Origin of the sequence: Methylobacterium aquaticum, from assembly GCF_016804325.1 — a bacterium.
In the GTDB taxonomy this organism is placed as follows: domain Bacteria; phylum Pseudomonadota; class Alphaproteobacteria; order Rhizobiales; family Beijerinckiaceae; genus Methylobacterium; species Methylobacterium aquaticum_C.
In genome coordinates this window covers 2952798-2979787 of the sequence record NZ_CP043627.1, presented here as the reverse complement: position 1 = coordinate 2979787, position 26990 = coordinate 2952798, and the positions used below count along the sequence as shown (strand labels likewise).

The window sequence follows — 26990 nt, the reverse complement described above, 5'->3', positions numbered from 1 at the left end:
TTAGGTGTGGATCACCCGCCCATAGGCGTCGAGCACGCTCTCGTGCATCATCTCCGAGAGCGTCGGATGCGGGAAGACCGTGTGCATCAGCTCTTCCTCGGTGGTCTCGAGGGTCATCGCCACGACGTAGCCCTGGATCAGCTCGGTCACCTCGGCCCCGACCATGTGGGCGCCGAGCAGCTGGCCGGTCTTGCGGTCGAAGATCGTCTTCACCAGGCCGTCGGGCTCGCCGAGCGCGATTGCCTTGCCGTTGCCCGCGAAGGGGAAGCGGCCGACCCGGACATCGAAACCCTGCTCCTTGGCCTTGGCCTCGGTGAGGCCGACGGACGCGATCTGCGGCTGGCAGTAGGTGCAGCCCGGGATCTTGCCCTTGTCCATCGGGTGGGTGTGCAGGCCCTTGATGGTCTCGACGCAGAGCACGCCCTCGTGCTCGGCCTTGTGGGCCAGCATCGGCGGGCCGGCGACGTCGCCGATGGCGTAGATCCCCGGCACGCCGGTGCGCCCGAGCCCGTCGGTGGCGACGATGCCGCGCTCGATGGTCACGCCGAGCTTCTCCAGGCCGAGATTCTCGATGTTGCCGACGACGCCGACCGCCGAGATCAGGATCTCGGCCGTGATGCCTTGCGTCTTCCCACCCTCGGTCTCGACCGTGGCGGTGATCGCGTCGGCGCCCTTCTCGACCTTGGTCACCTTGGCGCCGGTGAGGATCTTAATGCCCTGCTTCTCGAAGCGCTTGCGGGCGTGGGCGGCGATCTCGTGGTCCTCCACCGGCAGGATCTGCGGCAGCAACTCCACCACCGTCACCTCGACGCCCATGGTGCGGTAGAACGAGGCGAACTCGATGCCGATCGCGCCCGAGCCCATCACCAGCAGGCTCTTGGGCATCTTTTCCGGGACCATCGCCTCGTAATAGGTCCAGATCTGGCGTCTGTCCGGCTCGATGCCCGGGATCGCCCGCGGCCGGGCGCCGGTCGCCACGATGATGTGCTTGGCTCCGTAGGTGCCCGCGGCCTTGGCGCCCTTCGGGGCCTCGGCGCGCTTCGTCTCCTTGACCACGACCCGGCCGGCTTCGTTGCCCTTCGGCGCTGCCTCGATCGTCGCCTCGCCCCAGATCACGTCGACCTTGTTCTTCTTCAGCAGCATGCCGACGCCGCCGTTGAGCCGGCTCGACACGCCGCGCGAGCGCTTGACGATCGCCGAGATGTCGAACCCGACATTGTCGGCTGAGAGGCCGTAATCCTTGGCGTGCTGCATGTAGTGGTAGATCTCGGCCGAGCGCAGCAGCGCCTTGGTGGGGATGCAGCCCCAGTTGAGGCAGATGCCGCCTAAGTGCTCGCGGTCCACCACCGCCGTCTTGAAGCCGAGCTGGGCTGCCCGGATCGCCGCCACGTAGCCGCCGGGACCGGCGCCGATGATGAGGACGTCGTAGGTGTCGGACATTCAGGTCTCCGGGGAGGGCGGGGCAGCCAAAGCAGCGATGATCGTGTCGAGGGTGTTGTCGATCGCGCGAATGACATCCGCATTCGAGAAGCGCAGAACCCGGAAGCCTCGCGCTTCGAGGGCGGCCGTGCGCGCGGCATCATAGGTTTGCTGATTGTGAAAGCCGTGCTGGCCGCCATCGACTTCGACGATCAGCCGGGCTCCGAGACAGCAGAAATCGGCGATGTATGGTCCGAGCGCGACCTGCCGGCGGAAGTGCGATCCCTCGACCGGCAACCGGTGGCGCAGATGCCACCACAGCCGCTTCTCGGCTGGCGTAAGGGCATGCCGCATGACCTTGGCGTTCGCTTTTGCCCGCGGTGATGCCGACTGATCGGGCGATCCGTTCCAGGGCATGGAGCAATCACTTCCGCTGATCGGGACGAAAGTAGAACGCCTTCCCCTCCCCCTTGTGGGGAGGGGCTAGGGGTGGGGGTGGTGCCGGAGAAAGCTCAGCGGTGCCTTCTGCACCACCCCCACCCCTGCCCCCTCCCCACAAGGGGGAGGGGAAAGTGCTACACCAACATACCCATCGGGTTCTCGATCAACCCCTTGAAGGCCGCGAGCAATTCGGCGCCGAGCGCCCCGTCGACCACCTGGTGGTCGCAGGAGAGCGTCACCGTCATCGCCTGGACCACCGCGGGGGCGCCGTTCTTCGCCACCACCCGGGCCTCGCCGGCGCCGACCGCCAGGATGGTGCCGTGGGGCGGGTTGATGACCGCGCCGAACGACTTGATGCCGAACATACCGAGATTCGACACCGCGGTGGTGCCGCCCTGGTACTCCTCGGGCTTGAGCTTCTTGGTGCGGGCGCGAGCGGCGAGATCCTTCATCTCGGCCGAGATGGTCGAGAGGGTCTTCTGCTCGGCGCGGCGGATCACCGGGGTGAACAGCCCGCCGTCGATCGCCACTGCGACGCCGACATCGGAGTGGCGGAAGCGCAGGATGCGGTCCTCGGCCCAGACGGCATTGGCCGCCGGCACCCGCTGGAGCGCCAGCGCGAGCGCCTTGATGACGAAGTCGTTGACCGAGAGCTTGAAGGCCGGCTTGCCGTCCTTGTCCTTGGAGGCCCCGGCATTGACCTGCTCGCGCAAGGCCAGGAGCGCGTCGAGCTCGACGTCGAGGGAGAGGTAGAAATGCGGGACGGTCTGCTTCGACTCGACCAGGCGCTTGGCGATGGTCTTGCGCATGCCGTCGAGGGGGACTTCCTCGAAGGAGCCCGGCTCGAACATCCCCATCACCTGCTTGGCGGTCATGCCGGAGGGCGGGGCGGCGGGCTTCGGGGCTGGTGCGGGCTCGGGCTTGGCGGCGGGGGCCTCCTGGGCGGCGGCTTGCGGGGCGGGCTTGGCCGTCCCACCGGCCGTCCCTTGGCCCGTTTCCTTGGCCGTCCCGGCCTCGATGGCGGCGCGCACGTCGCGCTCGATGATCCGGCCGTGCGGGCCCGAACCCGTCACCGCACCGAGGTCGAGGCCCTCCTGCTTGGCGATGCGGCGGGCGAGCGGTGAGGCGAACAGGCGCCCGCCCTCCTGCTTGCCGGCCGCTGCCGGTCGCGCGCCCTCCGGCGCGGTGTCGACCCGCTCGTACGACATCGTGCCGCCGCCGGGCGTCTCGTTGCCGGCGGGCGCCCGGGGCTTTCCGCCCTCGGCCTTGCCGCCCTCCGTGTTGCCGGCCGGCGGCGTCTCGGCCTTCGCCGCCTTGTCCTGCCCGTTGCCCCCGGCCGTCACGCTTTTGGGGTCCTCGCCCTCCTCGGCGATGAGGGCGATCAGGTCGTTGACCGGCACGTCGGCGGTGCCCTCCGGCACCACGATCTTGGCGAGCACGCCCTCGTCGACCGCCTCGACCTCCATGGTCGCCTTGTCGGTCTCGATCTCGGCCAGGATGTCGCCCGACTTGACGGTGTCGCCCTCCTTCTTGAGCCACTTGGCGAGGTTGCCCTTCTCCATGGTCGGCGAGAGGGCGGGCATCAGGACGTTGATCGGCATGGATTCAGGTCTCGGCGTGAGGAGGGGCGGCCGGATCGTCAGGAGGCGAAGCCTCAATGGGGAAGAGATCGTCGAGCGGAAACGGGGCGGCATCGAAGGGCGGCAGCACGACGTCCCCACCCCGCGCCACGGTGCCGAGGAGCAACCAATGGTCACCCACGAGCGCAAAGCCTTCGAGGACACCGTTGGCGGGATCGAGCAGCCAGAGGTGACCGACGCCGAACTCGGCATAGATCCGCCGCTTCGGCCCGCGGTCGAGCCGAGTGGTGGACGGGGACAGGATCTCGCAGACCCAGTCGGGCGGAGTCTCGATGAAGGCGGTCTTCGGAATGGCCGGCAAGCGTTCGAGGTGCCAGCCAGCCAGATCGGGCACGACCACATGAGGCCCGAGGTGAAGCTCGGGCTCGATCATGAAGATCCAGCCGCCGGGGCCACCGCGCCCCGGGAGAACGGGCGATCCAGTTCACCCGACAGCCGCGCCGACGCGATGCTGTGCAGCGGCCGCGGCCGCGGATGGGTCTCCAGCACCCCATCGACGATCTCGGCCACGAGGTGGTCCGGCACCGCCTCGAGGTCGGCATAGGTGGCCCAACGCGGCGCGGCCTCGGCCATGGGGAGCCTCAGTTGAAGCTCTCGGGATCGAGGCTCTCGGCCTCCATCCCGGCGCGGATGCGCGCGAAGGCCTCCTCCTCGGACATCTCGGTCTCGCGGGCATAGACCACGGCCGCCTGGCGGGCGAGGTCGATGAACAGGCGCCCCCAGGTCGCCGGGTCGTCGAAGGAGCGGCGCAGCGCGATGCTCACCGCCCCGTCGACCACGGCGGCGCGCAACACCTCGATCCCGCCCTGCTCAAGGGCGTCGGGCGGGATGTCGAGGGCCTCGAAGCGGGGCGCGTCGTCGGTCATGTCGCTCACCGGTAGCAGACGGCCTTGGCCGCCTCGATCACCTCGGCGACGTTCGGCAGGGCGAGCTTTTCGAGATTCGCCGCGTAGGGCATCGGCACGTCCTTGCCGGTGATGCGCAGGACCGGGGCGTCGAGATAGTCGAAGGCATCGACCATCAGGCGCGCGGCGATCTCGGCGCCGACGCCGGATTGCGGGAAGCCTTCCTCCACGGTGATGCAGCGGCCGGTCTTCTTCACCGAGGCGACCACGGTCTCCGAATCCATCGGCCGGATGGTGCGCAGGTCGATCACCTCGGCCTCGATTCCGGCTTCCGCGAGTTCGTGCGCGGCCTTCAGCGCATAGGTCATGCCGATGCCGAACGAGACGATCGTCACGTCCTTGCCCTCCCGATGCACCTTCGCCTTGCCGATCGGCACCGTGAAGTCGTCGAGCTTCGGCACCGGGAACGACTGGCCGTACAGGATCTCGTTCTCGAGGAAGACCACCGGGTTCGGGTCGCGGATCGCGCTCTTCAGGAGGCCCTTCGCGTCGGAGGCGGTGTAGGGCATCACGACCTTCAGGCCCGGCACGTTGGAGTACCAGGCGGCGTAGTCGTGGCTGTGCTGGGCGCCGACCCGGGCCGCCGCGCCGTTGGGACCGCGGAACACGATCGGGCAGCCGAGCTGGCCGCCGGACATGTACAGGGTCTTGGCCGCCGAGTTGATGATCTGGTCGATCGCCTGCATGGCGAAGTTGAAGGTCATGAACTCGACGATCGGCCGCAGGCCCGTGAACGCCGCGCCGACGCCGACGCCGGCGAAGCCATGCTCGGTAATCGGAGTGTCGACGACGCGCTTCGCGCCGAATTCCTGCAACAGCCCTTGCGTGATCTTGTAGGCGCCCTGGTACTCGGCGACCTCCTCGCCCATCACGAAGACCTTGTCGTCGCGGCGCATCTCCTCGGCCATCGCGTCGCGCAGGGCCTCGCGGACGGTCTGGGTCACCATCTCGGTGCCCTCCGGGATCTCGGCCATCGCCGGATCCTGGCCGCGATTGGTGATGACGGCCGGCGAAGCCGGTGTCTCGACCGGCTTGTCGTCCTCGGTCTTGGCGGCCGGGGCGGGGCGCTCGGCCTGGCCCTCGGCGTGCATGTCGGGGGCAGGCGCCTTCTGGCCCTCCTGCCCGCCCTTGCCGTTCGGCTTCGAACCGCCCGCCTGGACACCCTTGGGGTCCTCGCCCTCCTCGGCGAGCACCGCGATCGGGGTGTTGACCGCGACGTTGTCGGTCCCGTCGGCGACCAGGATCTTGGCGAGCACGCCCTCGTCGACCGCCTCGACCTCCATGGTCGCCTTGTCGGTCTCGATCTCGGCCAGGATGTCGCCGGCCTTGACCGGGTCACCCTCCTTCTTGAGCCACTTCGCGAGCTTGCCCTGCTCCATCGTCGGCGAGAGGGCGGGCATCAGGATGTCGGTCGGCATGGGGGACTCTGTCGATCCGGGAGAGGGGCGCGCCGGGTCGGGCGCCGGCCAGGGACGAAGCCGTCCGCGCAGGGGCGGGCGGCCGGGGGCGTCGGAGCGGCGCGGTCAGAGCAGGATGTCGGTCCAGAGCTCGGACGGATCCGGCTCGGGATCGCTGGTGGCGAAATCCGCCGACTCGTTCACGATCTCCCGCACCTTGGCGTCGACCGCCTTGATCTCGTCCTCCGCCACCTTGTGGGCTCCGAGCAGGCGCTTGCGGACCTGCTCGATCGGGTCGGATTCCTCGCGCATCCGGGCGACCTCGTCCTTGGTCCGGTACTTGGCCGGATCGGACATCGAGTGGCCGCGGTAGCGGTAGGTCTGCATCTCGAGGATGTAGGGGCCTTCCCCGTCGCGGGCATGCGCGATGGCCCGGGTCGCCGCCTCGCGCACGGCGCGCACGTCCATGCCGTCGACCTGCTCGCCCGGGATGCCGAAGGAGACGCCGCGCTTGGAAAAATCGGTCTGGGCCGAGGCCCGCGAGACCGAGGTGCCCATGGCGTAGCGGTTGTTCTCGATCACGTAGACCACGGGCAGCTTCCACAGCTGCGCCATGTTGAAGCTCTCGTAGACCTGGCCCTGGTTGGCCGCGCCGTCGCCCATGTAGGTGAGGCTCACCGCCCCGTCGCCGCGGTACTTGTTGGCAAAGCCGATGCCGGTGCCGAGCGAGACCTGCGCGCCGACGATGCCGTGGCCGCCATAAAAGTTCTTCTCGCGGGAGAACATGTGCATCGAGCCGCCCTTGCCGCGGGAGTAGCCTCCCTTGCGGCCGGTCAGCTCGGCCATCACGCCCTTCGGCTCCATGCCGCAGGCCAGCATGTGGCCGTGGTCGCGGTAGCCGGTGATGACCTGGTCGCCGTCCTTCGAGGCCATCTGGACCCCGATCACCACGGCTTCCTGGCCGATATAGAGGTGGCAGAAGCCGCCGATCAGGCCCATGCCGTAGAGCTGGCCGGCCTTCTCCTCGAAGCGGCGGATCAGCAGCATCTCGCGATAGGCGTGCAGGTCCTCGTCCCGGCTGAAGGCCGGCACGTTCGAGGCCGTGGGCGGCGGGGCCGCCTTCTCGCGGGTCTTGTCGCTCCCGCGGCGGGCCTCTTTCGCGGCATCCATCGGCACCCTCCCGGCTGCTACCCTGTTGGGAGCGTTTCTAGGGCAGGTGGCCGCGCAAATCGAGCGGTTCGGGACGGAAAGCCGCTTCCCAGCGCGGTCTCTCCGCAGGCTTTGCGCCTCACGGGTTGATGATGACCACGTCGTTGGGGTGGACGCGGCCGAGCACGACCCGGGCCCGCTCCTCCAGGAGGTCGCGGTCGATCTGGTCGCTGCGCAGCAGGGCGACGCGCCGCTCCCACTCGGCCCGGTCGGCCTTGGTGGCGTCGAGCTCCTGCTGGAGGTTGTAGGCCTGGATCTTCAAGGCCCGCTTGGCTTCGAGGCCGCGATTTCCATTCTCGGCCTCGTGCAGAAAGTAGCCGACCACGAGGATCGACACGGCGTAGAGGCCGAGCGGCAACAGGACGGCACGGGCGCGACGACGGACTACCATGCGGGAGAGCATGGGGCGGGAGGGTTAAGGAAGGCGTAAAGGGCTTTCGGTCGACAGGTCTCTTGTGAGGCAGGTTTGTCCCCGAACACGTTCGGGAAAAGAATGATGCGCGGGATCCCCTCTCCCGAGTGGGAGAGGGGTAGGGGCGATCGAAGATCGCGCAGGGTGGCTCGGGTTCAGGATGAAGCACGGAGCGTCAAGCTGCGCAGCTCGACGGCTCAGGGTCGTTTCGGAAGCCGAGCCACCCTCACCCCCGGCCCCTCTCCCAAACGGGAGAGGGGAGACCTGCGCCTCTTCTTCCAACGAATCGAATATCGTCGAAGGAGGTGTGACGATGCCGCTGGAGACCCTTCCGCACGATACGGCGGAGCATCTGAGAACCGACGAGGACGTCGCCCTGTACATCGAGGCCGTCCTCGAGGACGGCGACCCGGCGCTGATCCGCGACGCCATCGGGATCGTTGCCCGGGCCCGCGGGATGAGCCAGATCGCCCGCGAGGCGGGCCTGAGCCGAGAGAGCCTGTACAAAGCGCTCTCGCAGACCGGCAATCCGAGCTTCGAGACCGTGCGGGCGGTGTTGCAGGCGCTGGGCCTCCAGCTCAGCGTCAAGCGGGCCGACAAGCCGGCGGCGTAACGCGGGACATCACCGTAGAGGCTCACGCAGCCCCCCGCCACGCCGCCGGCGTGAGGCCGGTCGCCTGGGCGAAGCGGCGGGTGAAGTGGCTCTGCGAGGCGAAGCCGCAGGCGAGTGCGATCCCGGCGAGGCTCGTCCGGCCCTCCGCCAGCAAATCCTTGGCCCGGGCGATCCGCCGCTCGGTCACGTAGCGGTGCGGCGGCACGCCGAAGCTCGCCTTGAACATCTTGGCGAAGTGGAAGGTGCTGAGACCCGCCTCGTCGGCCAGCACCTCGAGGCTCAGGGCTTCGGCGAGACGCGCCTCGATCAGTTCCGCGATGCGGCGGCGGATCGCGGGCGCCAGGCCGCCCGTCACCGCCCGCGCGTCGCCTCCGGCATGGCGCCGCAGCAGGGCGTGGAGCAGGAGGTGGCAGGCGCTGCCGAGCGCCATCCGGTCGGCGCCCGCCGCCCAGTCGAGGGGCAGGACCGCGCCGCGCATCAGCATCGCGGTGGCGGGATCCTCGGCGAAGGTCAATTCGCGCAAGGAGACAGTGCGGGGATCGACGTCCAGCGCGCTCACCGCCTGGTAGGCCAGGGTCTCGGGCGCGACGTAGAGGTGCAGCATCCGCAAGCGACCGCCGATCAGCCAGCGGCTCTCGTGGCCGGCCGGCAGCAGGCAGAGCTTGTCCGGCCCGCCGCCCGACAGGGCGCCGTCCTCCCGCACCACGCCCTCGCCGCCTTCGAGGTAGAGGCTCAGGGTGTGATGGTCCGGCCGGTCGTAGCGGGCGCGGTTGTCGCGGTTCTGCCACTCGGCCAGCGACAGCCCGCGCCCGATCTCGGCCGTGCGCAGGAGCGCCGCGCCGGTGCGGGACAGGGCATCGTGGACGTCGGGATTCGGCTCGGTCACTTTGTGGGCCAGGAAGACATCGCGAAAAAACCGTAGGGGCGGGCTGCGGTGTCCGGCAACGGGGCAGGCCCCATGACGGGCGGAAAGACCGCAAGAATCGGCAACGCCGCCACCGGAAACGGGAAGCCGGCGGGCGTGAACCCGGCCTATGCCGGCACATCCCAGCCCACCGGAACCCGCTACGCCGTGACCGCCTTCCTCTACGCCCTGACCGTGCTCGTCTGGGGCACGACCTGGATCGCCATCAAGCACCAGCTCGGCGCCGTCGCCTTCGAGGCCTCGATCGCCTATCGCTTCGCGCTCGCCGGCGCGGTGCTGGTCTGTGCCCTGGCCCTCGCCGGGCGGCTCAAACCCATCCCGTGGCGCCACCAGCCCTTCATGCTGTTGCAGGCGCTCTGCCTGTTCTCGTGCAACTTCGCCTGCTTCTACCTCGCCACGCGCTCGGTCCCGAGCGGAATCGTCTCGGTGGTGTTCTCCGCCGCCACCGTGTTCAACGTCGCCAACGCCTATCTCTTCCACCGCCGCCGCCCGGCGCCGCGGGTGCTCGCCGGGGCGGTGATCGGGCTTGTCGGCATCGCCTGCCTGTTCCGGGACACGCTGGTGAGCACCGCCCTCGACCGGGACACCGCGATCGGGCTGGGCCTGGCGCTGCTCGGCACCTGGTTCTTCTCGGCCGGCAACCTCGTCTCGGCCCGCAACCAGCGCCACGGGCTGCCCGTCGCCACGGTGAACGCCTACGGGATGCTGTATGGCGCCGCGCTCGTGGCGACGATCGCGGCCTTGCGCGGGGTGCCGTTCGGCTTCGATCCGTCGCCCGCTTACGTCGGGGCGCTCCTCTACCTCGCCATCCCGGGCTCGGTGATCGGCTTCACCGCCTACCTGACGGTGGTGCACCGGATCGGCCCCGAGAAGGCCGCCTACATGACCGTGCTGTTTCCGGTCGTGGCGCTCACGATCTCGGTCTTCGCGGAAGGCTACCGGGTGACGCCGCTCGCGGGCCTGGGTTTCGCCCTGGTGCTCGCCGGCAACGCCGTGGTGTTCGCCCCCCTGCAGGCCGTGCGCGCGCAACGAAAAGGCCGCCCGGAGGCGGCCTGCAAGGCATGATCCTGTCATGAGCGGGGAGGGGCCTTCGACGCCCCTCCCCTTGAAACAGATCAGCCGATCTTCAGCGCGCCGCGGCCGAGGTAGCGAGCCTGGGTGCCCAGGCCTTCCTCGATGCGGATGAGCTGGTTGTACTTGGCCAGTCTGTCCGAGCGGGCGAGCGAACCGGTCTTGATCTGCCCGCAATTGGTCGCAACGGCGAGGTCGGCGATGGTCGCGTCCTCGGTCTCGCCGGAGCGGTGCGACATCACCGCGGTGTAGCCGGCGCGGTGGGCCATGTCGACGGCGGCGAGCGTCTCGGTGAGCGAGCCGATCTGGTTGACCTTGACGAGGATCGAGTTCGCCGTGCCCTTGGCGATGCCCTCCGACAGGCGGGTGACGTTGGTCACGAACAGGTCGTCGCCGACGAGCTGGCAGCGGTCGCCGACCTTGTCGGTGAGCGCCTTCCAGCCGGCCCAGTCGTCCTCGGACATGCCGTCCTCGATCGACAGGATCGGGTAGGAATCGACGAGCTTCGCCAGGTAGGTGGCCTGGGCCTCCGGATCGCGGGTCTGGCCCTCGCCCTCGTAGACGTACGCGCCGTTCTTGAAGAACTCGGTGGCGGCGCAGTCCAGCGCCAGCACGATGTCGCGGCCCGGCTCGAAGCCGGCGGCGCGGATCGAGTCCATCACGAAGTCGAGGGCGGCTTCCGCCGAGGGCAGGTTGGGGGCGAAGCCGCCCTCGTCGCCGACATTGGTGTTGTGGCCGGCCTTCTTCAGGGCGCCCTTGAGGGTGTGGAACACCTCGGCGCCCCAGCGCACCGCCTCGGCGAGCGAGTCGGCGCCCACCGGCATGATCATGAATTCCTGGAAGTCGATCGGGTTGTCGGCATGCGCGCCACCGTTGATGATGTTCATCATCGGCACCGGCAGGATCCGGGCCTGGGTGCCGCCGACATAGCGGTAGAGCGGCAGGCCGGAGGCCTCGGCGGCGGCCTTGGCGACGGCGAGCGAGACGCCCAGGATCGCGTTGGCGCCCAGCCGCGCCTTGTTCGGCGTGCCGTCGAGCTCGATCATCGCCTCGTCGATCGCGGCCTGCTCCTCGGCATCCATGCCGCCGATGGCGTCCAGGATCTCGCCGTTGACCGCCTCGAGGGCCTTGAGCACGCCCTTGCCGCCGTAGCGGGACTTGTCGCCGTCGCGCAGCTCCACCGCCTCGTGGGCGCCGGTCGAGGCGCCGGAGGGGACGGCGGCGCGGCCGAAGGAGCCGTCCTCCAGGAGGACGTCGACCTCGACGGTGGGGTTGCCCCGGCTGTCGAGGATCTGGCGGGCGGCGATGTTGGTGATCGCGGTCATGAGAGGATCTCTCGGGCAGGCTTTACGGCGTTCGCGCGGCTTATCGGCCAAGATGCCGCCTGCGGCAAGCCGCCCATGGGTGGGGACGACGGCATGATGCCCACGGGGCATGCAGGCGGGAGCGAAGCCCGGGGTGATCCGCGCGCGGTTTCGCGCCGGCCCGCGCGGGTCTATAGGGCAGCCATGACCCAAGATATGTCACACCACGCCCGCCAGCTCGGGCAGCTCAGCGCCCAGCCGCGCTCGCCGGAAGAGGCCCAGCTCGACCGCGTGCCGAACCCGCACCCGGATACCGATTACTGCGCCCGCTTCACCGCGCCGGAATTCACCTCGCTCTGCCCGGTGACCGGCCAGCCCGACTTCGCCATCCTGGTGATCGACTACGTGCCGGACCAGTGGCTGGTCGAGTCGAAGTCGCTGAAGCTGTACCTGCACAGCTTCCGCGATCATGGCGCCTTCCACGAGGATTGCACCGTCGGCATCGGCCGCCGTCTGACTGCGCTCCTGGAGCCGCGCTACCTGCGCATCGGCGGCTACTGGTACCCGCGCGGCGGCATCCCGATCGACGTGTTCTGGCAGACCGGCACCCCGCCGGCCTCGGTCTGGCTGCCCGACCAGGGCGTGCCGCCCTACCGCGCCCGCGGCTGACAACGAGAAGGGCGGCCGGGTCACCCCGGCCGCCCTCTTTCAGCTCACGGTCGCGTCAGGCCTCAGTAGCCGTACCCGTAGGCCGGGGCCGGGGCGCCGTAATAGCCGTAGCCGTTGCGGCGGGCCGCGTCGGCCGCAGCCGCCGCGCCGATCGCCCCCACGGCGGCGCCGGCGATGCCGAGGCCGACCGCGGCGCCCGGCGAGATGCCGCGGCGGCGGCCGCCATAGGCGTAGGGCCGGCCGGCATAGCCGCGGCCATAGCCGTAGCCGTGGTGGTGGCCGTAGCCGTGGCCGCGCCAGCCCTGGGCCTGCGCCGGCGAGGGCGCGACGGTGGACATGGCGCCGAGGGCGACGGCGAGGGCCGGAATGATCGCCAGCTTGCGCATCGTTGATCTCCTGCTTTCGTTCAAGCCATATGACCCCGATAACGAGCGTGACCGGCAAAGGTTCCCGCAATCAAGCGTTCCCGCAATCGTCTGCGTCCGGGGCCGCCCGCCTGCGCTGCGCTGGACCGGGATCCGGCTGTCGCACCAGGGGACGTGACTGTCGCTGATCCTGCCGGGCGCCGCCTGAACTCAGCCTGAACTTCGATCGTGGCCGGATCGTCAGCCGGCGCGGGCGAGGCGCCGGGCGGTGGCGAGCCCGAGGACCAGGATCGCGACGGCGCAGAGGCTCAGCGCCGGCAACTGGCCGAGGGCGTCGAGGCCGACCCCCATCACGGCGACGCCGAGCGCCTGGCCGCAGAAGAACGAGAAGGCGTGGAGCGCCACCGCCGAGGCCCGGGCCTCCGGCGCCACCTCGGTCACCTGCACCTGGAAGGTGTTGTGCAGCATGTAGAAGCCGAGGCCGAGCGCCACGAGCGCCGCCGCATCCGCCTGCCAGGAGCCGGCGAGGCCGACGACGAGGAGCGCTCCGCCCGAGACCGCGCCGCCCGCCATCAGCATCCGGGTCTGGCCGAGGAAGCGCAGCAGCAGCCCGACGGTGAGCGAGTAGGCCAGCCCCCCGGCGGCAAAGCCCGCGAGCACCAGGCCGGCCTCCTTCGGGCCGCCCTCGCCGCGGGCCTCGATCAGGTGGGCGAGGTGCGGGAAGATGCCGAACACCGCGATCGCCTCGACGAAGACGGCGCCGAACAGCACCCGGGCGCGGGGATTGCGCAGGATGGCGCGGTAGCGCGACAAGGCCGGGGCGAGGGCGAACCGGCCGCCGGGGGCGCGCAGGCGCCGGGCGAAGCCGAGGGCGACGCCGAGAAGACCCAGGGCCCCGACCCCGGCGGCGAGGCCGAACACCCCGCGCCAGCCGATCGCGCCCTCGATCAGCCCGGCGATGGTCGAGCCGGAGAGCTGGCCGAGGATCACCGCGACGAGGAAGCGGCCGATCGCCACCTGGCGCTGCGCGATCGGGATGCGGTCGCCCATCATGGCGAGCGAGAGCGGGATCACCCGCCCGCCGCCGCCCCGGCGAGCATCCGCAGGCCGAACAGGGTGCCGATGTCACCGGCGACGATGCAGGCCCCGAGCGCCAGGGTGAGCACGAACAGGCAGGCCACCACCACCCGCTCCTTGCCGAGCGCGTCGCCGACCGGCCCGAGCACCGGCTGGATCAGCGCGTAGGGCAGGGCGAAGGCGGTGGAGAGGAGCGCCACGGTGGCGGGCGGGCTCGCGAGGTCGCGGGCCAGCACGCCGACCAGCGGCTCGACGACGCGGCCGGCGAAGGTGCTGGCGAAGCCCCCGGCGGCCAGGACCGCGATCAGGCGCGAGGGCGAATCGGGCTGCGAAGCCACGGCCCGAGGCATCTTGGCCTGAGGCGTCTCTGCGGCCTGCACCGCCGCCGCCTCGTCAGCCGCCGACCCCTTCCGATCCCCGCGCTTTGGCCAACCGGTCGAAGGCCTGGAGCTCGGCGAGCAAAGCCGGCATCTGGCGCAGGGGCACCATGTTGGGCCCGTCGGAGGGCGCCCGGTCGGGATCGGGATGGGTCTCGATGAACACGCCCGCGACCCCCACCGCCACCGCGGCCCGGGCCAGCACCGGCACGAATTCCCGCTGGCCGCCGGAGGTGGCGCCCTGGCCGCCGGGCTGCTGCACCGAGTGGGTGGCGTCGAACACCACCGGCAGGCCGCCGCTCACCCCCGCCATGATCGGCAGGGCGCGCATGTCCGAGACCAGCGTGTTGTAGCCGAAGGAGGCGCCGCGCTCGGTGAGCAGCACGTTGGGATTGCCGGCCCCGGTGATCTTGGCCGCGACATGGGCCATGTCCCAGGGGGCGAGGAACTGCCCCTTCTTGACGTTGACCACCCGCCCGGTGGCGGCGGCCGCCAGCAGCAGGTCGGTCTGCCGGCACAGGAAGGCCGGAATCTGCAGGATGTCGACGGCCTGCGCGGCCTCGGCGCAGTGGCCGGGCTCGTGCACGTCGGTGACGACCGGCAACCCCAGGGTCTCCCGGATCTCCGCGAAGATCGGCAGCGCCTGGTCGAGACCGAGGCCGCGGCTCGACCCGGCCGAGGTGCGGTTGGCCTTGTCGAACGACGACTTGAAGACGAGGCCGATCCCGAGCCGCGCCGCCATCTCCTTGAGGGCGCCCGCGACCTCGAGGGCGTGGCTCCGGCTCTCCAGGGCGCAGGGCCCGGCGATCAGGCTCAGCGGCAGGTGGTTGCCGAACCGGACGGAGCCGGCGGCGACGGTGACGGGCGAGGCGGCGGGCGCGGAGGATTGGGTCGGCATGATGGGTTGAGGCGTAGCGGGTTTCGGCGGGCGCGGGAAGGTGGTGGGGTGGAGTCGTGCCTGCGCCTCGCGGGTGGGTGCTTTGCCGAACGCGAGGGATGCGGCACCGGGTCTTCGATCATGCCGGCTCATCTCAGCGTGATCGTTCCGGCCCATCCCCACGCCTGGGGCGGGGCTCTCGGGGGAAACGAATGGCGCAGGGATCCCCCTCTCCCCGCGAGCGCAGGGCTGTCCGGGGAAAGACGAGGCGCAGGAAATTCCCTCTCCCCGCGGGCGGGGAGAGGCTTTCGTCCCCCTTGTCGGGGACGAAAGGAGCGGAGGCGAAAGCCGCAGCGAGGGTGAGGGGGTGTTTCCGAAGGAGCCACATCCGTTGACACCCCCCTCACCCTCGCCCTGCGGGCTTCCTGAGCCCCTTCGGAGCTCAGGCCTCTCCCCGCCCGCGGGGAGAGGGGAAACCCGCGCTTTTTTCCCCGGACAGCCCTGCCGCGAGCGGGGAGAGGGCCTGAACTCCGAAGGGGCTCACCCTCGCCCCGGGGAACGCACCGCGCTCCTCTCGCCGCGAAAGCCTCCCGGACAGCCCTGCGCCTACGGGAACGCGTCTTCTGGAAGCCGTCGATCCGCGTCACGGTTTACGACGGCGAAGTGCGCACCGACGAGCACGGTCCATTGCCGGCCGGGCGCGAGGCCTACCGAAACCGGTCCGGACCAGACGTCGCGGGTTTCCGGTCACGCGAAAAGTCACCCCGAAAGCGGCCCCGGCCATGGCACGCCCTCGTTTCATGAATTTGACAATCGTCCATCATAGGAGACAATCGGACCCAGACAGGAGCCATGCCATGCCGTCCCGACCCATCCTCCCACCCCCGGGAGCCGCCCGATGACCGGCGCGGCTCTCCTCTGCCTCGTCGCCGGGGCGGCCCTGGTGGTGCAGAATGCCCTGATGGGCGCGATCGTGGCGCGGGGCACCGGGCTGACCGGGGCGCTGCTGTGCAACTCTCTCGTCGGGCTGTCGCTGCTCGGGCTGGTCGAGGTCTGGCGCAGCGGTCCGGCCTTTCCGCTGCGGCTGGCCGAGCGGGCGGAGCCCTGGTTCCTGGTGCCGGGGCTCCTCGGCACCCTGGTCGTGGCCGCGAGCCTCTACGGCTACCGGCAGCAGGGCGCGACCGTCACGGTGGCTCTGGTGGTGGCGGGCCAGCTCACGGCGGGGATCGCCGGCGATGCGATGGGGCTCACCGGCCGCAAGGGCGGCCTCGGGCCGGAGACCTGGATCGGGGCGGCCTTGCTGGTCGGCGGCGCGGTCCTGATCCTGCGCGGGCGGGGGCCGGCCTGAAGGCCCCCTCGCGTCAGCCCCGGCCGCCCCGGGGCGCCTCGGCGGAGACGGCCGAGACGAGGCCGTCCGGCGCAGCCCCGGGCCGAGCAGGTTGACGGCCACGTGGAGGCCGATGGCCGGTCCGAAGACCAGGGCCAGCATGAGAAGAAGGACCACCACGACGCTGCGGTCGCGGGTGGCGGCGGCGCCGGAGCGGGCGCCCGTCGTCATCAGGGTCATGGCTCACCTCGTTCGACCGGCCGCATCGGCGCCGGTCGCGGGCGAGCCCGATCAGCGATCAGGCGCGTGTCACGCGAGGCGGTACCGAGGCGGCGCGGTCCGTCGACTACTGTCGCTGGGCATGGGGGATGAAGGATTCCGGTGATGCCGCGCACGGCCGAGTCGTCGGCCGCCCACGGACGAGGGCCACATGCGTGCGAACCCCCGCCGCGTCAAGGGGCAGGGCGCGGTTTTCCCCCGCCGTGGAGGCAGGGTCACGCCGGGCGCGAGGCGCGCGCGTTTCCGGGGCGCCGGCCGCACGGGACGATTGAACCCTTTGTCCTCGCCGCATTTGTTTGTCACAAGCCGGACGATCCCCGCCCCTCGTGCCGCGATGCCGGCACCGAACCCGAAAAGACCAGCCCGCCCTCCATGACCGATCCCGTGACGACCCCCACCGACGACGCCGCCCCGGTCCCGACCGGCGTGCCGGGCTTCGACAGCATCCTGGAGGGGGGATACGCGGCCAACCGCGCCCACCTGGTCGAGGGGCGGCCGGGCTCCGGCAAGACCACGCTGGCGCTGCAATTCCTCCGCGACGGGGCGCGGCTCGGCGAGCGCTGCCTCTACATCACCCTGTCGGAGAGCCGCCGCGAGCTGATCTCGGTCGCCGCGCGCCACGGCTGGTCGCTCGACGGAATCGAGATCTTCGAGCTGGTGCCGCCCGAACTGAGCCTCGATCCGCGCCAGCAGCAGAGCCTTGTCCATTCCTCCGATCTCGAACTCGGCGAGACCGTGCGGCTCGCCATCGCGGAGATCGACCGGGTCAAGCCGCAGCGGGTGGTGTTCGACAGCCTGTCGGAGATCCGCCTGCTCTCGCAGGGCTCGCTGCGCTACCGCCGGCAGGTGCTGGCGCTCCGCAGCTACCTGCTGATCCACGACACCACCGCGCTCCTCCTCGACGACCTCACCGCCGAGCAGGACGACCTCAACCTGCACAGCCTCTGCCACGCGGTGATCCAGCTCGAGCAGCTCGCCCCGCTCTATGGCGGCGAGCGCCGGCGCCTGCGGGTGATCAAGATGCGGGGCACGCATTTCCGCGGCGGCTACCACGACTACGTCATCCGCCGCGGCGGCCTCGTGGTGTTCCCGCGCCTGATCGCGGCCGAGCATCACCACGCCTACGACATCGACCGTCTCGGCAGCGACAATGCCGGCCTCGACGCGCTGCTCGGCGGCGGCCTCGACCGGGGCACCAGCACGATGCTGCTCGGGCCCTCGGGCGTCGGCAAGTCCTCGACCGCGCTCGCCTACCTGACGGCGGCCCTGGCGCGGGGGGAACGCGGGCTGATCCTGAGCTTCGACGAGCCGACCGGGATCCTGGTGCGCCGGGCCGCCGGCCTTGGGATGGACGTGACCGGGGCGATGGCGGACGGGTCGCTGCGGGTCGAGCAGATCGACCCGGCGGAGGTCTCGCCGGGCGAGCTCGCCGCGATGGTGCGCGAGGCCGTCGAGCGCGAGGACGTGCGCGTCGTCGTGATCGACTCGCTCACCGGCTACCAGAACGCGATGCCGGGCGAGCAGTACCTGATGCTGCAGATGCACGAACTGCTGACCTACCTGAACCAGCAGGGCGTGACGACGCTGCTCGTGCTCGCCCAGCACGGGCTCGTCGGACAGATGTCGACGACGGTCGATCTCACCTACCTCAGCGACACCGTGATGCTGTTTCGCTTCTTCGAGGCGGATGGGCGCTTGCGCCGGGCGGTGTCGGTGGTCAAGAAGAGGGTGGGGCCGCACGAGGACACCATCCGGGAACTTCGGATCGACGGCGACGGTTTGCGGGTCGGCGAGCCGCTGGCAGGGTTCCGGGGCATCCTGACGGGCGTGCCGAGCTACCACGGCGCGCTGGGCCGCCTGCTGGCCGAGAGCGAGACTTCCCCTGGGGATCGGCCGGGCCGGGACAGCGATGAGAGAGAGTGATCCCCCGGTCCTGATCCTCGCCCCCGCCGGGCGCGACGCCGCGGTGGCGGCCAGCATCCTGGACGAGGCCGGCCTGCGGGCGGAGGTCTGCCCCGACCTGCCGGAGCTGGTCGCCCGGCTCGACGAGGGCAGCTGCGCCGTCCTCACCGAGGAGGCCCTGCGCGCCTCCGACCGGCACGGGCTCGCCGCCTACCTCGCCGGGCAGGAGCCGTGGTCGGATTATCCCTTCGTGCTGCTCACCTTGCGCGGCACGCCGCCGGATGCCCGGCTGATGGAGTCGCTGGGCAACGTCACCCTGCTGGAGCGGCCGTTCCACCCCGCCACCCTGGTCACCGCGGCGCGCTTCGCCGTGCGGGCGCGGCGGCGCCAGCGCGAGGCGGCGGCCTTCCTGCACGAGCGCCAGCAGACCGCCGAGCGCCAGGCCCTGCTGATCCGCGAGCTGCACCACCGGGTGAAGAACACGCTCGCCACCGTGCAGGCGCTGCTCGGCGCCTCGGCGCGGGGCGCCACCAGCGTCGACGAGTTCTACCAGGGCTTCTCGGCCCGGGTGATCTCGCTCGCCAAGACCCACAACCTCCTGACGGAGGATTACTGGCAGATGGCCTCGCTCCAGGAGATGCTGGAGAACGAGCTCGGCCCCTACAACGACGAGGCCGGCAAGCGCATCACGCTGAAAGGCCCGCTCGTCGAACTCACCGCCGACCTCGCGGTGCCGACCGGCATGGCGATCCACGAACTGACCACCAACGCCGCCAAGCACGGCGCGCTCTCGGTGCCCGAGGGGCGCATCACCGTGACCTGGGCCGTCGACCAGGCCGAGGCCGGCCGGCGCCTGCGCCTCGACTGGACCGAGCGCGGCGGCCCGCGTACCGCCGAACCGACCCGCAAGGGCTTCGGCTCGACCCTGCTGCAACGGGTGCTCACCATGCAGTGCGGCGCCGACATCCGCTTCGACTTCAAGCCGACCGGCTTGCATTTCCGCATGGAGGCGCCGCTGGTCGAACACCGGACGGTACCGCATTATTGAAAGACGGCTCGATCGACTGTTCCAGTCGATCCGGCGCATCCGCCGACACCTCTCCCCATCATCCCGGGGCCGCGAAAGCGGAACCCGGGATCCATAACCGTTGACGATGCAGGACGACGCGGGACGCTGCCAGCCTTTTCAGGACTCGTTGGCGGTCATGGATCCCGGGTTCTGCTACGCAGCCCCGGGATTGTCTGTTGGTTCGGTTGTAGAGTGATCCCGTTCCGCCTCGGCGGGATGCCCGGTCCGGATGGCCATCCGGACCGGGCGCGGATCGGTCGAGCGTCCCGGGATGGGGCTCGCGCCCGTCGTCATCTGGCTCGCCGGTCCGCATTCCTCGCCACGCTTGATGAGTTGCCTGGGCCTCTCCTCGACGCCCGCAGACAATCCCAAGCGGCCTCAGGATAGACCCGGATGACCCAACCCGCCACCTCACCCACCCGCTTCATCGGAGCCGATGTCGGCAAAGCCGAGATCGTCCTCCACGACAGCCGCGGCAACGCTCGTCACACCATCCCCAACAAGCCCAAGGACCTCGCCGCCTTCGCCGCCAAAGCGGACCTCGATGCGACCTGCCTCGTCATCTGCGAAGCCACCGGCGGCTACGAGGATGCTCTGCTGGCCGCTCTCCTCGCCGTCGGATGCCCCGCCCACCGCGCCGACGCCCGCAAGGTCAAGGCGTTCATCCACTCCTACGGCACCCTCGCCAAGACCGACGCCCTCGACGCCAAGGCCCTGGCGGCTTACGGCCGGGAGCGCCACACCTCCCTGGCCCGCTGGCAAGCCCCTGATCCCGATCAGGAAAACCTCCAGAGCCTGGTGCTCACCCGCGCCGACTTCGTGGCTCAGCGCACCGCCAACCGCAATCGTCTGGCCGCGCCGGGATCTGGACCCGTCCAGGCTTATCTGGAAACCCTCATCACCGCCCTGTCCGAGCAGATCGAGGCGATCGAGGAGGCGATGGCCGAGACCCTGCGCAAGGCCGCCGCGCTCAGCCGGGCCAAGAAGGCGCTGACCTCGATCAAGGGCATCGGCGACACCTCTGCCATCATCCTGCTCGCCCTGATGCCCGAGCTCGGCCGTATCGACCGGCGCCAGGCGACGTCCCTGGCCGGACTCGCCCCGCATCCCAACCAGAGCGGGACCACCGAGCGCTACCGACGCACAAAGGGCGGACGGCCCGAGATCAAGCAGGCTCTGTTCCTCCCCGCCCTGACCGCTACCCGCTTCAACCCCGTGCTCAAAGACACCTACCAGCGCCTCATCGCAGCGGGCAAAAAGCCCATCGTGGCGATCGTCGCCATCATGCGACGCCTCCTCGTCATCGCCAACGCACGCCTGCGCGATGCCTACGCCGAGGAGCAAAAAATCGCGCTCGCAACCGAAGCCAACTGAGTTGATGACGACGGAGGGTTCGAGTTCGGTCCGTCCGATCCAACCGTTCCGGCCGTCACCCCGCGCCAGGCAGGAGCGCCGCCGCCACCGCCTCGGGCGTCGCGAACAGATGGGCCGGCCCCGCGCTGGCGAGCGCTTCCGCCCGCGTATAGCCCCAGGTCACCGCCCCGAAGGCGAGGCCCGCCTGCGTCGCGGCGGCGTGGTCGCGCAATTCGTCGCCGAGGCACAAGACGTCGGTGGGGGAGACGCCGCTGGCCCGCAGAATGGCCCGGAACCGCCGCGCCTTGCCGAACAGCGCCGCGCCGCAGGCGTAACGGTCGATCAGGCCGGCGCTCTCCGGTCCGAGCACCCGGCGCACCACGTCCTCGCGGTTCGAGCTGACGAGGACCAGGGCGACGCCGCCGGCCCGCAAATCCGCGAGCAGGCCGGGCATGCCGGGGAAGAGCGACAGGTCGCCGGCGTCGCGGGCGGCGAGGCGGCGCATGTGGCGGGCGATCAGCGGCAGCTTCCAGGCCGGCACGCCCAGATGCCGCAGCACCGCCCGCGCCTCCAGGGTCCGCAGGGTCTCGACCTCGTGCGCGGCCGGCCGGCGGAAGCCGTAGCGGTCGGCGACGCCGGGGAGCACCCGGGAGAACCACGGGAAGGTGTCGGCGAGGGTGCCGTCGAAATCGAGGATGACGAGCCGGTAGGGCGGACCGGTCCGGTCCGCCCTCGAGGGAGGAGGGCCGGTCCGGTCCGTTACCAGCACACGCGGGGCAGCCGGCGCTTCCAGCGCTGGCCGATGCGCAGGTCCTCGTCGCCGGTGCGGCGCTTCACCCGCGGGCGGGTCTCGCCGTCCTCGGGGCCTTGCGGCGCCGCCTCGGTCTTCGGCAGTTCGATCCTCTCCGGGCGCCGGGCGGCGGCCGGGACGGTGATCGGCGCGGGCGTCTGGATCGGGGCCTCGTCGGGCCAGTCCTCGGGCCACACGAAGGCCGGGCGCGGGCCGGCAGTACGGCGGGGCGCCGGCTCCGCGGTGCGGTAGCGGCGGACGCGGGGGAGCTTCGGCTCGGGCTCGGGCGCGACCTCCGGCTCGGGCTCGGGCTCCGGCGGGGCGATCAGGCTCGGCAGGACGCGCTTGGGTGAAGCGGCAGTCTTCGACGAGGCCGAATCCTTGGTGGCGAAGATCTTGTCGGCAAGATTCTTGTCGGCTTGCGTCTCGGCGGGGGCCTTGCCGAAGATCGGCGGCTCCGGCGGGTCGAAGCGGCCGGACTGGGTGGCCGCGGCGGCCTCCTCGAAGAGGCCGGTGCCGGCCCAGAGGTTGCGGCTGGGGAGGAGGGCCGGGTCTCGGGCTCGCTCGGGCCGGGCGCGCTCGCCGCCGGCTTGGGGGCGCCCAGCGGCTTGGCGGCGGCAGGCTTGACCGCGGCAGGGGGCTTGGCGGCGCCTTGCGGCTTGAAGAGGGCCTCCGCCGGGTTCGAGAAGCCCGTCGAGGGCTTTCCGGCGGGGCGCTCGCTCTGGGGCCGCTCGCCGTCGGGCAGGGGGGAGGTGCGGCTGCGCTTGATCTCGACCGTGAATGACGGTCTCGCGCGGTGGCGCGTCATTGAATGTCCTGAAGCGATCTGTTCGGAATCAGTCGCCCGCGGCCATGCACGCGGGCACGATCCTCACTTAGGATGGGTGACAGGGATTGTCCATGCCAAGAATTGATAAAGTCTCAACGGAGGTCACAGTGACGGCATCGCGATGCACTCACGCCGGCATTGTTCTGGCGGGCGCGAGCTTTGACACAATCGTGTCCCAGTCGTCGGCCGAATCGCGCACCCCACGGGAGGACCGCCGGTGAACCTCTTCGTCCTCACCGGAGCCGGCATCTCGGCCGAGAGCGGGCTCGGCACCTTCCGGGATCCGGGTGGGCTGTGGCGGCGCTTCGACCCGATGCGGCTCGCCACGCCCGAGGCCTTCGCCGCCGAGCCGGACGAGGTCCACGCCTTCTACAACCTGCGGCGCCGGGGCGTGCGGGAGGCCGCGCCCAACGCCGCCCACGCGGCGCTCGTGCGCCTGGAGGCGGGCCTCGCCGCCCGCGGCGGCCACCTCTTCCTCTGCACCCAGAACGTCGACGACCTGCACGAGCGCGCCGGCGCCCGGGCGGTCACCCACATGCACGGCGAGCTGATGCGGGTGCGCTGCACCGCCTGCGGCGAGGGCCGCCCCTGGCCCGAGGACCTGTCGGTCGAGACCGCCTGCCCGTCCTGCGGGCGGCGGGGCGGGATGCGCCCGGACGTGGTCTGGTTCGGCGAGGTGCCGCTCCATCTCGACGCCATCGCGGACGCCCTCGACGAGGCCGACCTGTTCGTCGCCATCGGCACCTCCGGGGCGGTCTATCCGGCGGCGGGGTTCGTGGCGCGGGTGAGGGGCGCCGGGATCCCGACCCACGAGATCAACCTCGCCCCCTCCGACACCGCCGGCCTGTTCGATGCCGCCACCTACGGCCCGGCCACGCGGGCGGTGCCGGCCTTCGTCGACGGCCTCCTGCGCGAGACCGGCGGATCGACGCCGTGAACCGGTACCGTGCCCTGTCCGAATGGACGACCGGCCACCGGTCGTCTCCAGCCCCTTCGCAAATCCTGCCCTTCGCCATTCCCGACGATCGTCGTCAGGCTTTCGACGCAGGCGCGAGATGCGCCTGGGCAAACAGGACAGAGCGTTCCAATCATCTTGCGGGGCGTCTCAAATCACGACGGCTCTCGTGCTTGTTGCCGCCGAGCCATATCGGCCCGGAAGGTCTCGTCATAGTCACATCGCATCGACACTCATGCGGGATCGCGCATGCCTCTCCGCATCCGCGACGATGATGGGAGACGGCTCAGCAATCCACCGATCTAGGACTTGAAGGATGTCTCGACTCGCTCTGGCGCTGTTCCTGTCGGCCGTCGGCCTCGGGGCGGCGCGGGCGGCACCGGCCGGTCCGGTGGCCGAGCCCCTGCCGGCGGATGTCTGCGGCGCCCTGCACAAGGACTTCGCCGCCGCCCTCCGCTTCCCGCTCAAGGCCGGTCTCGGGGCGCCGGCCACGGTGATCGACGATACGCCCGCCGGGACGGCCTGCACGTTCTCCGGCCAGGCCACGGGGCTGACGCACCGCTTCGACGATGCCCTCAAGCGCCTGCAGAAGCACGTGGAGGGCTGGGAAGCGATCCCGGATTTCGCGGCCGACGGGCCGGGCTCGACCGTGGAGGGATATCGCAGGGGCGACCGGCGCATCGTCTTCGCACTCACCGTCGAGCCGCCGGCCGGAGCATGCGACAACGCGGTCCAGGCCTCCTGCAAGGTACCGCGGACGCGCTGGCCATGGACGTTCAGGGCCGTCGCCTACCGGCAATAGAGCCGGTCGCGCCGGCGCTCAGGGCGCGTAGGCGCTGGCGGCCGCCGGCAGGGCGGTGGGCAGAACCGTGCGGGCGGCGAGCGGCCGCAGGCTCGGGCGCAGCCACGGCCCCTCGACGGCGAAGCTCCCGCCCGCCCGCCCGTCGGGCCCGGGCTCGATCCGGGCCTCGGCGCCGAGCCGCCGCTCGGACAGGAAGATCCGGCCGCCGAGGCTCGCGGCGAGGGACGCGCCGCGGAGCTGGCCCTGGCCGATCTCGGCGATGCCGTCGCTCACCGTCAGGCTGACCCGGGCGCGCTCGAAATGGGTCCGGCCGCCCCGGCGCAGGGCGGTGGCGGCGGAATCGGGGCGCTGGGCGAGGTCGGCGAGGTTCACCCCGAGGATCTCCCCGCCCTCGACCGTGGCGACGGCCCGGCCCGCGAGGCGCCGGACGAGGTCGGCGGGGCTCGATCCGGCCCCGTCGAGGGCGACCGAGGCTTGCGCCCGGCCGAGGATCCAGCGCGGCCAGCCGAGATCGGCGAAGAGGCCGCCGAGATCGACCCGGTCGGCGCTGCCCTGGAGGCGGGCGTCGAGGCCGGACGGCAGGGCGGCCAGCGCCGCCCGCCCCTTGACCGTGCCGCCCTGCACCGTGGCCCGTCCCAGCGTCGCCTCCACGGTGCCGTCGCGCACCAGCAGGCCGGCGGCGACGTCCTGGGCCTCCAGCGGGCCGAGGCGGGCGGAGGCCGCGGAGAGGCGCAGGTCGAGGTCGCCGCCGGTGAACCCGTCGAGGGCCAGCGGCGCCCGACTCCAGGCGCCCTCGGGCATCGCCTCGGGGATCAGGCCCGAGAGGTCGATCCGCTCCGCCGCCAGGGTGCCGGTGAGGCCGAGCCGCCCCCCCGCCAGGACGGCGGCGCCCGCGCCCTCGAGCCGGTTGTCGCCGACCCGCACCCGGATCTCGGGCCATTCGACGGCGCCGGGGCGGGCGAGGAAGCGCCCGTCGAGGCTCACCGGGCCGGCGAGCACGGCGGGGCCGGGCGCGATTCCGAGCCAGGCCAGGGTGCCGGGCAGGGCGGCGGTGACGAAGCGGCCCTGGCCGGACAGGCGCGGGCCCGCGCCGGCGGACGTTTCCTTTGCCGTTTCCCTGGCTGTTTCCTTGGCCGTCTCCCCGGCCCAGACCAGGCTGCCCTCGATCTCGGCGCTGCCCTCGGCGACCCGTGAATCGGCGGCGATCGAATCGGTCGCGGCGAGCGGATCGGCGCCCGCGCGCGCGCCGTTCCAGGTGAGGGCGACGACGACCGGGGTCTCGACGCCGGCCGCGAGCTCGCGCGGGCGCAGGCCCGACAGGGCCAGGGTCGCCGCGACGCCGCGCCAGGTGAAGGCGGCGGAGAGTTCGAGGCCGGCGGTCGGGCGCGGCCAGTTCGCCACCAGGTTGAGGCCGGTCACCGTCTCGGGGGTGCCGGTGCGGGGATCGCGCCCGGTCACGGTCGCGTCGACGAGGACGAGGCGGCGCAGGTGCCGGCCCTTCCCGGCGGCGACCCGTCCGGCGAGCCGCGCCGCCGGCTCGGCCCAGTCGCCGGCGCCCGACGGCAGGGCGATCCGGGCCCGTTCGAGGACGAGGCCGGTGATCTCGGCCCGTCCGGCGAGGAGGCCGGCGAGGCCGAGCTGGACCTGGAGCCCGTCGCTCGCGACGAGGTCGTGGCCGCCGCGGCTGAGCCGCACCCCGGCGAAGGTCAGGCGCGGGGCGGGCAGCAGCGTCAGGGTGGCGGGGCCGGCGACCGCGAGGCCGAGGCCGTAGCGCCGCGCCAGGTCCCGTTCCGCGAAGGCGGCCGCCCGCGGGGCCGCGATCGTCCAGGACAGGGAGGCGGCCGCGACCGCGAGCGCCGTGACGGCGGCGGCGCTGAGGGCCAGGGTGGTTCGGCGCGACATCGCTCTCCGGCTGCCGGACTGGACGAGAACTCGTGCGCCCCCCGGGCCACCGTTCCGGCGGCTTCTTCGCGAGCCTGCCGGCGGCATACGCCTTCCCTCCCCCCTATAGTCCCTCGCGCGCGGCTTGTCTCCCCGGCACGGTTTGCCGCGTGGCGTGCACCGCTCGCGCGGCGGGACATTTTCCTCCCACCGCCCGGTGGTGCGGCAGCGCAACGATGCTAAACAGGGCGGCGAGGCGCCGCATCCGTGCGGGAACGAGGGCATCCGAGCCCCGGCGGCACCAGAATGGATTGGGGAAACGAGGGATGAAGAAGGTATACCCCGACGCCACCGCCGCCCTGGCGGGCGTCCTGCGGGACGGCATGACGATCATGGCCGGCGGCTTCGGCCTGTGCGGCATTCCCGACGTCCTCATCGACGCGGTGCGGGAGAGCGGCGCCAAGGACCTCACGGTCATCTCGAACAATGCCGGCATCGACGGCGTCGGCCTCGGCGTGCTGCTCGAGACGCGCCAGATCAAGAAGATGATCTCGTCCTATGTCGGCGAGAACAAGACCTTCGCCAAGCAGTACCTCGCCGGCGAGCTCGAGATCGAGTTCAATCCCCAGGGCACGCTGGCCGAGCGCATCCGCGCCGGCGGCGCCGGCGTCCCGGCCTTCTTCACCAAGACCGGCGTCGGCACCCTGATCGCCGAGGGCAAGGAGACCCGGGAGTTCGACGGCGAGACCTACGTGATGGAGCGCGGCCTGTTCGCCGACGTCTCGCTGGTCCATGCCTGGAAGGGCGACCACGAGGGCAACCTCGTCTACCGGAAGACCGCCCGCAACTTCAACCCGATGATGGCCACCGCCTCGCGCATGACCATCGCCCAGGTCGAGCACCTGGTGAAGCCGGGCGAGATCGACCCCGACCACATCATCACGCCCGGCGTGTTCGTGAAGCGGATGATCCACGTCCCCAACGCGGAGAAGCGCATCGAGCAGCGCACCACCCGCAAGCGGCAAGAATCAAGCACTGGGGCCGCCCCCAACGCCGAGCCCGCGCCCGCCCCGACGGGCGGCGGCGCCATCTGAACGAGCGA

At 71.2% G+C, this 26990-nt stretch carries 26 protein-coding genes and 1 pseudogene; 10 read left to right on the top strand and 17 right to left on the bottom strand.

What is annotated here, in order from left to right:
- The 9 genes from lpdA to F1D61_RS13575 form a co-directional block, all read right to left on the bottom strand.
- Positions 1-1440, bottom strand: a complete 1440-nt coding sequence (lpdA, locus tag F1D61_RS13610) for a dihydrolipoyl dehydrogenase (protein WP_203158473.1) — start codon at positions 1438-1440, stop codon at positions 1-3.
- Positions 1441-1836, bottom strand: a complete 396-nt coding sequence (locus F1D61_RS13605; protein ID WP_203158472.1) for an endonuclease domain-containing protein — start codon at positions 1834-1836, stop codon at positions 1441-1443.
- Positions 1837-1994: 158 nt separating this feature from the next.
- Positions 1995-3461: a pyruvate dehydrogenase complex dihydrolipoamide acetyltransferase gene (locus F1D61_RS13600; protein WP_203158471.1), complete on the bottom strand. Its 1467-nt coding sequence runs from the start codon at positions 3459-3461 to the stop codon at positions 1995-1997.
- Positions 3462-3465: 4 nt separating this feature from the next.
- Positions 3466-3873 (bottom strand): Uma2 family endonuclease, encoded by a 408-nt coding sequence (locus F1D61_RS13595; RefSeq protein WP_246775869.1) that lies wholly within the window; start codon positions 3871-3873, stop codon positions 3466-3468.
- Entirely contained in the window at positions 3870-4073 is a 204-nt protein-coding gene (locus F1D61_RS34185) for a hypothetical protein (RefSeq protein WP_246775868.1), read from the bottom strand. The genes F1D61_RS13595 and F1D61_RS34185 overlap by 4 nt, the downstream gene beginning before the upstream one ends.
- A gap of 8 nt (positions 4074-4081) precedes the next feature.
- The gene (locus F1D61_RS13590; RefSeq protein WP_064504246.1) at positions 4082-4366 is read right to left on the bottom strand and encodes a DUF5076 domain-containing protein; all 285 of its coding nucleotides are present in this window, start codon (positions 4364-4366) and stop codon (positions 4082-4084) included.
- 5 nt (positions 4367-4371) lie between these two features.
- Positions 4372-5823: a pyruvate dehydrogenase complex E1 component subunit beta gene (locus F1D61_RS13585; RefSeq protein WP_203158470.1), complete on the bottom strand. Its 1452-nt coding sequence runs from the start codon at positions 5821-5823 to the stop codon at positions 4372-4374.
- Between the two features lie 105 nt (positions 5824-5928).
- Positions 5929-6972: a pyruvate dehydrogenase (acetyl-transferring) E1 component subunit alpha gene (gene pdhA, locus F1D61_RS13580; protein WP_203158469.1), complete on the bottom strand. Its 1044-nt coding sequence runs from the start codon at positions 6970-6972 to the stop codon at positions 5929-5931.
- Positions 6973-7090: 118 nt separating this feature from the next.
- The gene (locus F1D61_RS13575) at positions 7091-7402 is read right to left on the bottom strand and encodes an FtsB family cell division protein (RefSeq protein ID WP_203158468.1); all 312 of its coding nucleotides are present in this window, start codon (positions 7400-7402) and stop codon (positions 7091-7093) included.
- 334 nt (positions 7403-7736) lie between these two features.
- Between F1D61_RS13575 and F1D61_RS13570 the strand changes: the two genes are divergently transcribed.
- Positions 7737-8036, top strand: coding sequence for an addiction module antidote protein (locus tag F1D61_RS13570; RefSeq protein ID WP_203158467.1), 300 nt, complete (start codon positions 7737-7739; stop codon positions 8034-8036).
- 22 nt (positions 8037-8058) lie between these two features.
- Here the strand turns inward: F1D61_RS13570 and F1D61_RS13565 are convergent, their stop codons facing one another.
- Positions 8059-8922 (bottom strand): helix-turn-helix domain-containing protein, encoded by an 864-nt coding sequence (locus tag F1D61_RS13565; protein WP_246775867.1) that lies wholly within the window; start codon positions 8920-8922, stop codon positions 8059-8061.
- Positions 8923-9108: 186 nt separating this feature from the next.
- Here F1D61_RS13565 and F1D61_RS13560 point away from each other — a divergent pair, with 186 nt between their 5' ends.
- On the top strand, positions 9109-10026 hold the full coding sequence (locus F1D61_RS13560) for a DMT family transporter (RefSeq protein WP_203159059.1): 918 nt from the start codon (positions 9109-9111) through the stop codon (positions 10024-10026).
- 50 nt (positions 10027-10076) lie between these two features.
- On the opposite strand, the gene eno is transcribed toward F1D61_RS13560, so the two are convergent.
- On the bottom strand, positions 10077-11357 hold the full coding sequence (gene eno, locus F1D61_RS13555; RefSeq protein ID WP_203158466.1) for a phosphopyruvate hydratase: 1281 nt from the start codon (positions 11355-11357) through the stop codon (positions 10077-10079).
- Positions 11358-11552: 195 nt separating this feature from the next.
- Between eno and queF the strand changes: the two genes are divergently transcribed.
- Positions 11553-12005 (top strand): preQ(1) synthase, encoded by a 453-nt coding sequence (gene queF, locus F1D61_RS13550; RefSeq protein WP_203158465.1) that lies wholly within the window; start codon positions 11553-11555, stop codon positions 12003-12005.
- A 62-nt stretch (positions 12006-12067) separates the two neighbouring features.
- Here queF and F1D61_RS13545 read toward each other — a convergent pair whose 3' ends face one another.
- The 3 genes and pseudogenes from F1D61_RS13545 to kdsA all read right to left on the bottom strand — a co-directional run bounded on the left by F1D61_RS13545 (position 12068) and on the right by kdsA (position 14722).
- Entirely contained in the window at positions 12068-12391 is a 324-nt protein-coding gene (locus F1D61_RS13545; RefSeq protein ID WP_203158464.1) for a hypothetical protein, read from the bottom strand.
- 219 nt (positions 12392-12610) lie between these two features.
- Positions 12611-13797: pseudogene (locus F1D61_RS13540) on the bottom strand (MFS transporter).
- Between the two features lie 43 nt (positions 13798-13840).
- Complete coding sequence (gene kdsA / locus F1D61_RS13535) at positions 13841-14722, bottom strand: 3-deoxy-8-phosphooctulonate synthase (protein WP_203158463.1); 882 nt, start codon at positions 14720-14722, stop codon at positions 13841-13843.
- Positions 14723-15599: 877 nt separating this feature from the next.
- Here kdsA and F1D61_RS13530 point away from each other — a divergent pair.
- The 4 genes from F1D61_RS13530 (at position 15600) to F1D61_RS13515 (ending at position 20652) form a co-directional block, all read left to right on the top strand.
- Positions 15600-16049, top strand: coding sequence for a DMT family transporter (locus F1D61_RS13530; protein WP_203158462.1), 450 nt, complete (start codon positions 15600-15602; stop codon positions 16047-16049).
- Positions 16050-16679: 630 nt separating this feature from the next.
- Positions 16680-18230 (top strand): ATPase domain-containing protein, encoded by a 1551-nt coding sequence (locus F1D61_RS13525; RefSeq protein ID WP_203158461.1) that lies wholly within the window; start codon positions 16680-16682, stop codon positions 18228-18230.
- Positions 18217-19257 (top strand): sensor histidine kinase, encoded by a 1041-nt coding sequence (locus tag F1D61_RS13520; RefSeq protein WP_203158460.1) that lies wholly within the window; start codon positions 18217-18219, stop codon positions 19255-19257. The genes F1D61_RS13525 and F1D61_RS13520 overlap by 14 nt, the downstream gene beginning before the upstream one ends.
- Before the next feature lie 414 nt (positions 19258-19671).
- Positions 19672-20652: an IS110 family transposase gene (locus F1D61_RS13515; protein WP_203153548.1), complete on the top strand. Its 981-nt coding sequence runs from the start codon at positions 19672-19674 to the stop codon at positions 20650-20652.
- A gap of 55 nt (positions 20653-20707) precedes the next feature.
- On the opposite strand, the gene F1D61_RS13510 is transcribed toward F1D61_RS13515, so the two are convergent.
- Together F1D61_RS13510 and F1D61_RS13505 are read right to left on the bottom strand one after the other, a co-directional pair.
- The gene (locus tag F1D61_RS13510) at positions 20708-21400 is read right to left on the bottom strand and encodes an HAD hydrolase-like protein (RefSeq protein ID WP_246775866.1); all 693 of its coding nucleotides are present in this window, start codon (positions 21398-21400) and stop codon (positions 20708-20710) included.
- Positions 21391-21618 (bottom strand): hypothetical protein, encoded by a 228-nt coding sequence (locus F1D61_RS13505; protein ID WP_203158459.1) that lies wholly within the window; start codon positions 21616-21618, stop codon positions 21391-21393. The genes F1D61_RS13510 and F1D61_RS13505 overlap by 10 nt, the downstream gene beginning before the upstream one ends.
- A gap of 849 nt (positions 21619-22467) precedes the next feature.
- Here F1D61_RS13505 and F1D61_RS13500 point away from each other — a divergent pair.
- A complete protein-coding gene (locus tag F1D61_RS13500) occupies positions 22468-23187 on the top strand; it encodes an NAD-dependent deacylase (protein ID WP_203158458.1) in 720 nt (239 codons plus the stop codon).
- A gap of 334 nt (positions 23188-23521) precedes the next feature.
- A complete protein-coding gene (locus F1D61_RS13495; protein ID WP_203158457.1) occupies positions 23522-24007 on the top strand; it encodes a hypothetical protein in 486 nt (161 codons plus the stop codon).
- A gap of 18 nt (positions 24008-24025) precedes the next feature.
- Here F1D61_RS13495 and F1D61_RS13490 read toward each other — a convergent pair whose 3' ends face one another.
- Positions 24026-25909: an AsmA family protein gene (locus F1D61_RS13490; RefSeq protein ID WP_203158456.1), complete on the bottom strand. Its 1884-nt coding sequence runs from the start codon at positions 25907-25909 to the stop codon at positions 24026-24028.
- A gap of 305 nt (positions 25910-26214) precedes the next feature.
- Here F1D61_RS13490 and F1D61_RS13485 point away from each other — a divergent pair, with 305 nt between their 5' ends.
- Entirely contained in the window at positions 26215-26982 is a 768-nt protein-coding gene (locus F1D61_RS13485; protein WP_203158455.1) for a CoA transferase subunit A, read from the top strand.
- Positions 26983-26990: the final 8 nt, after the last annotated feature.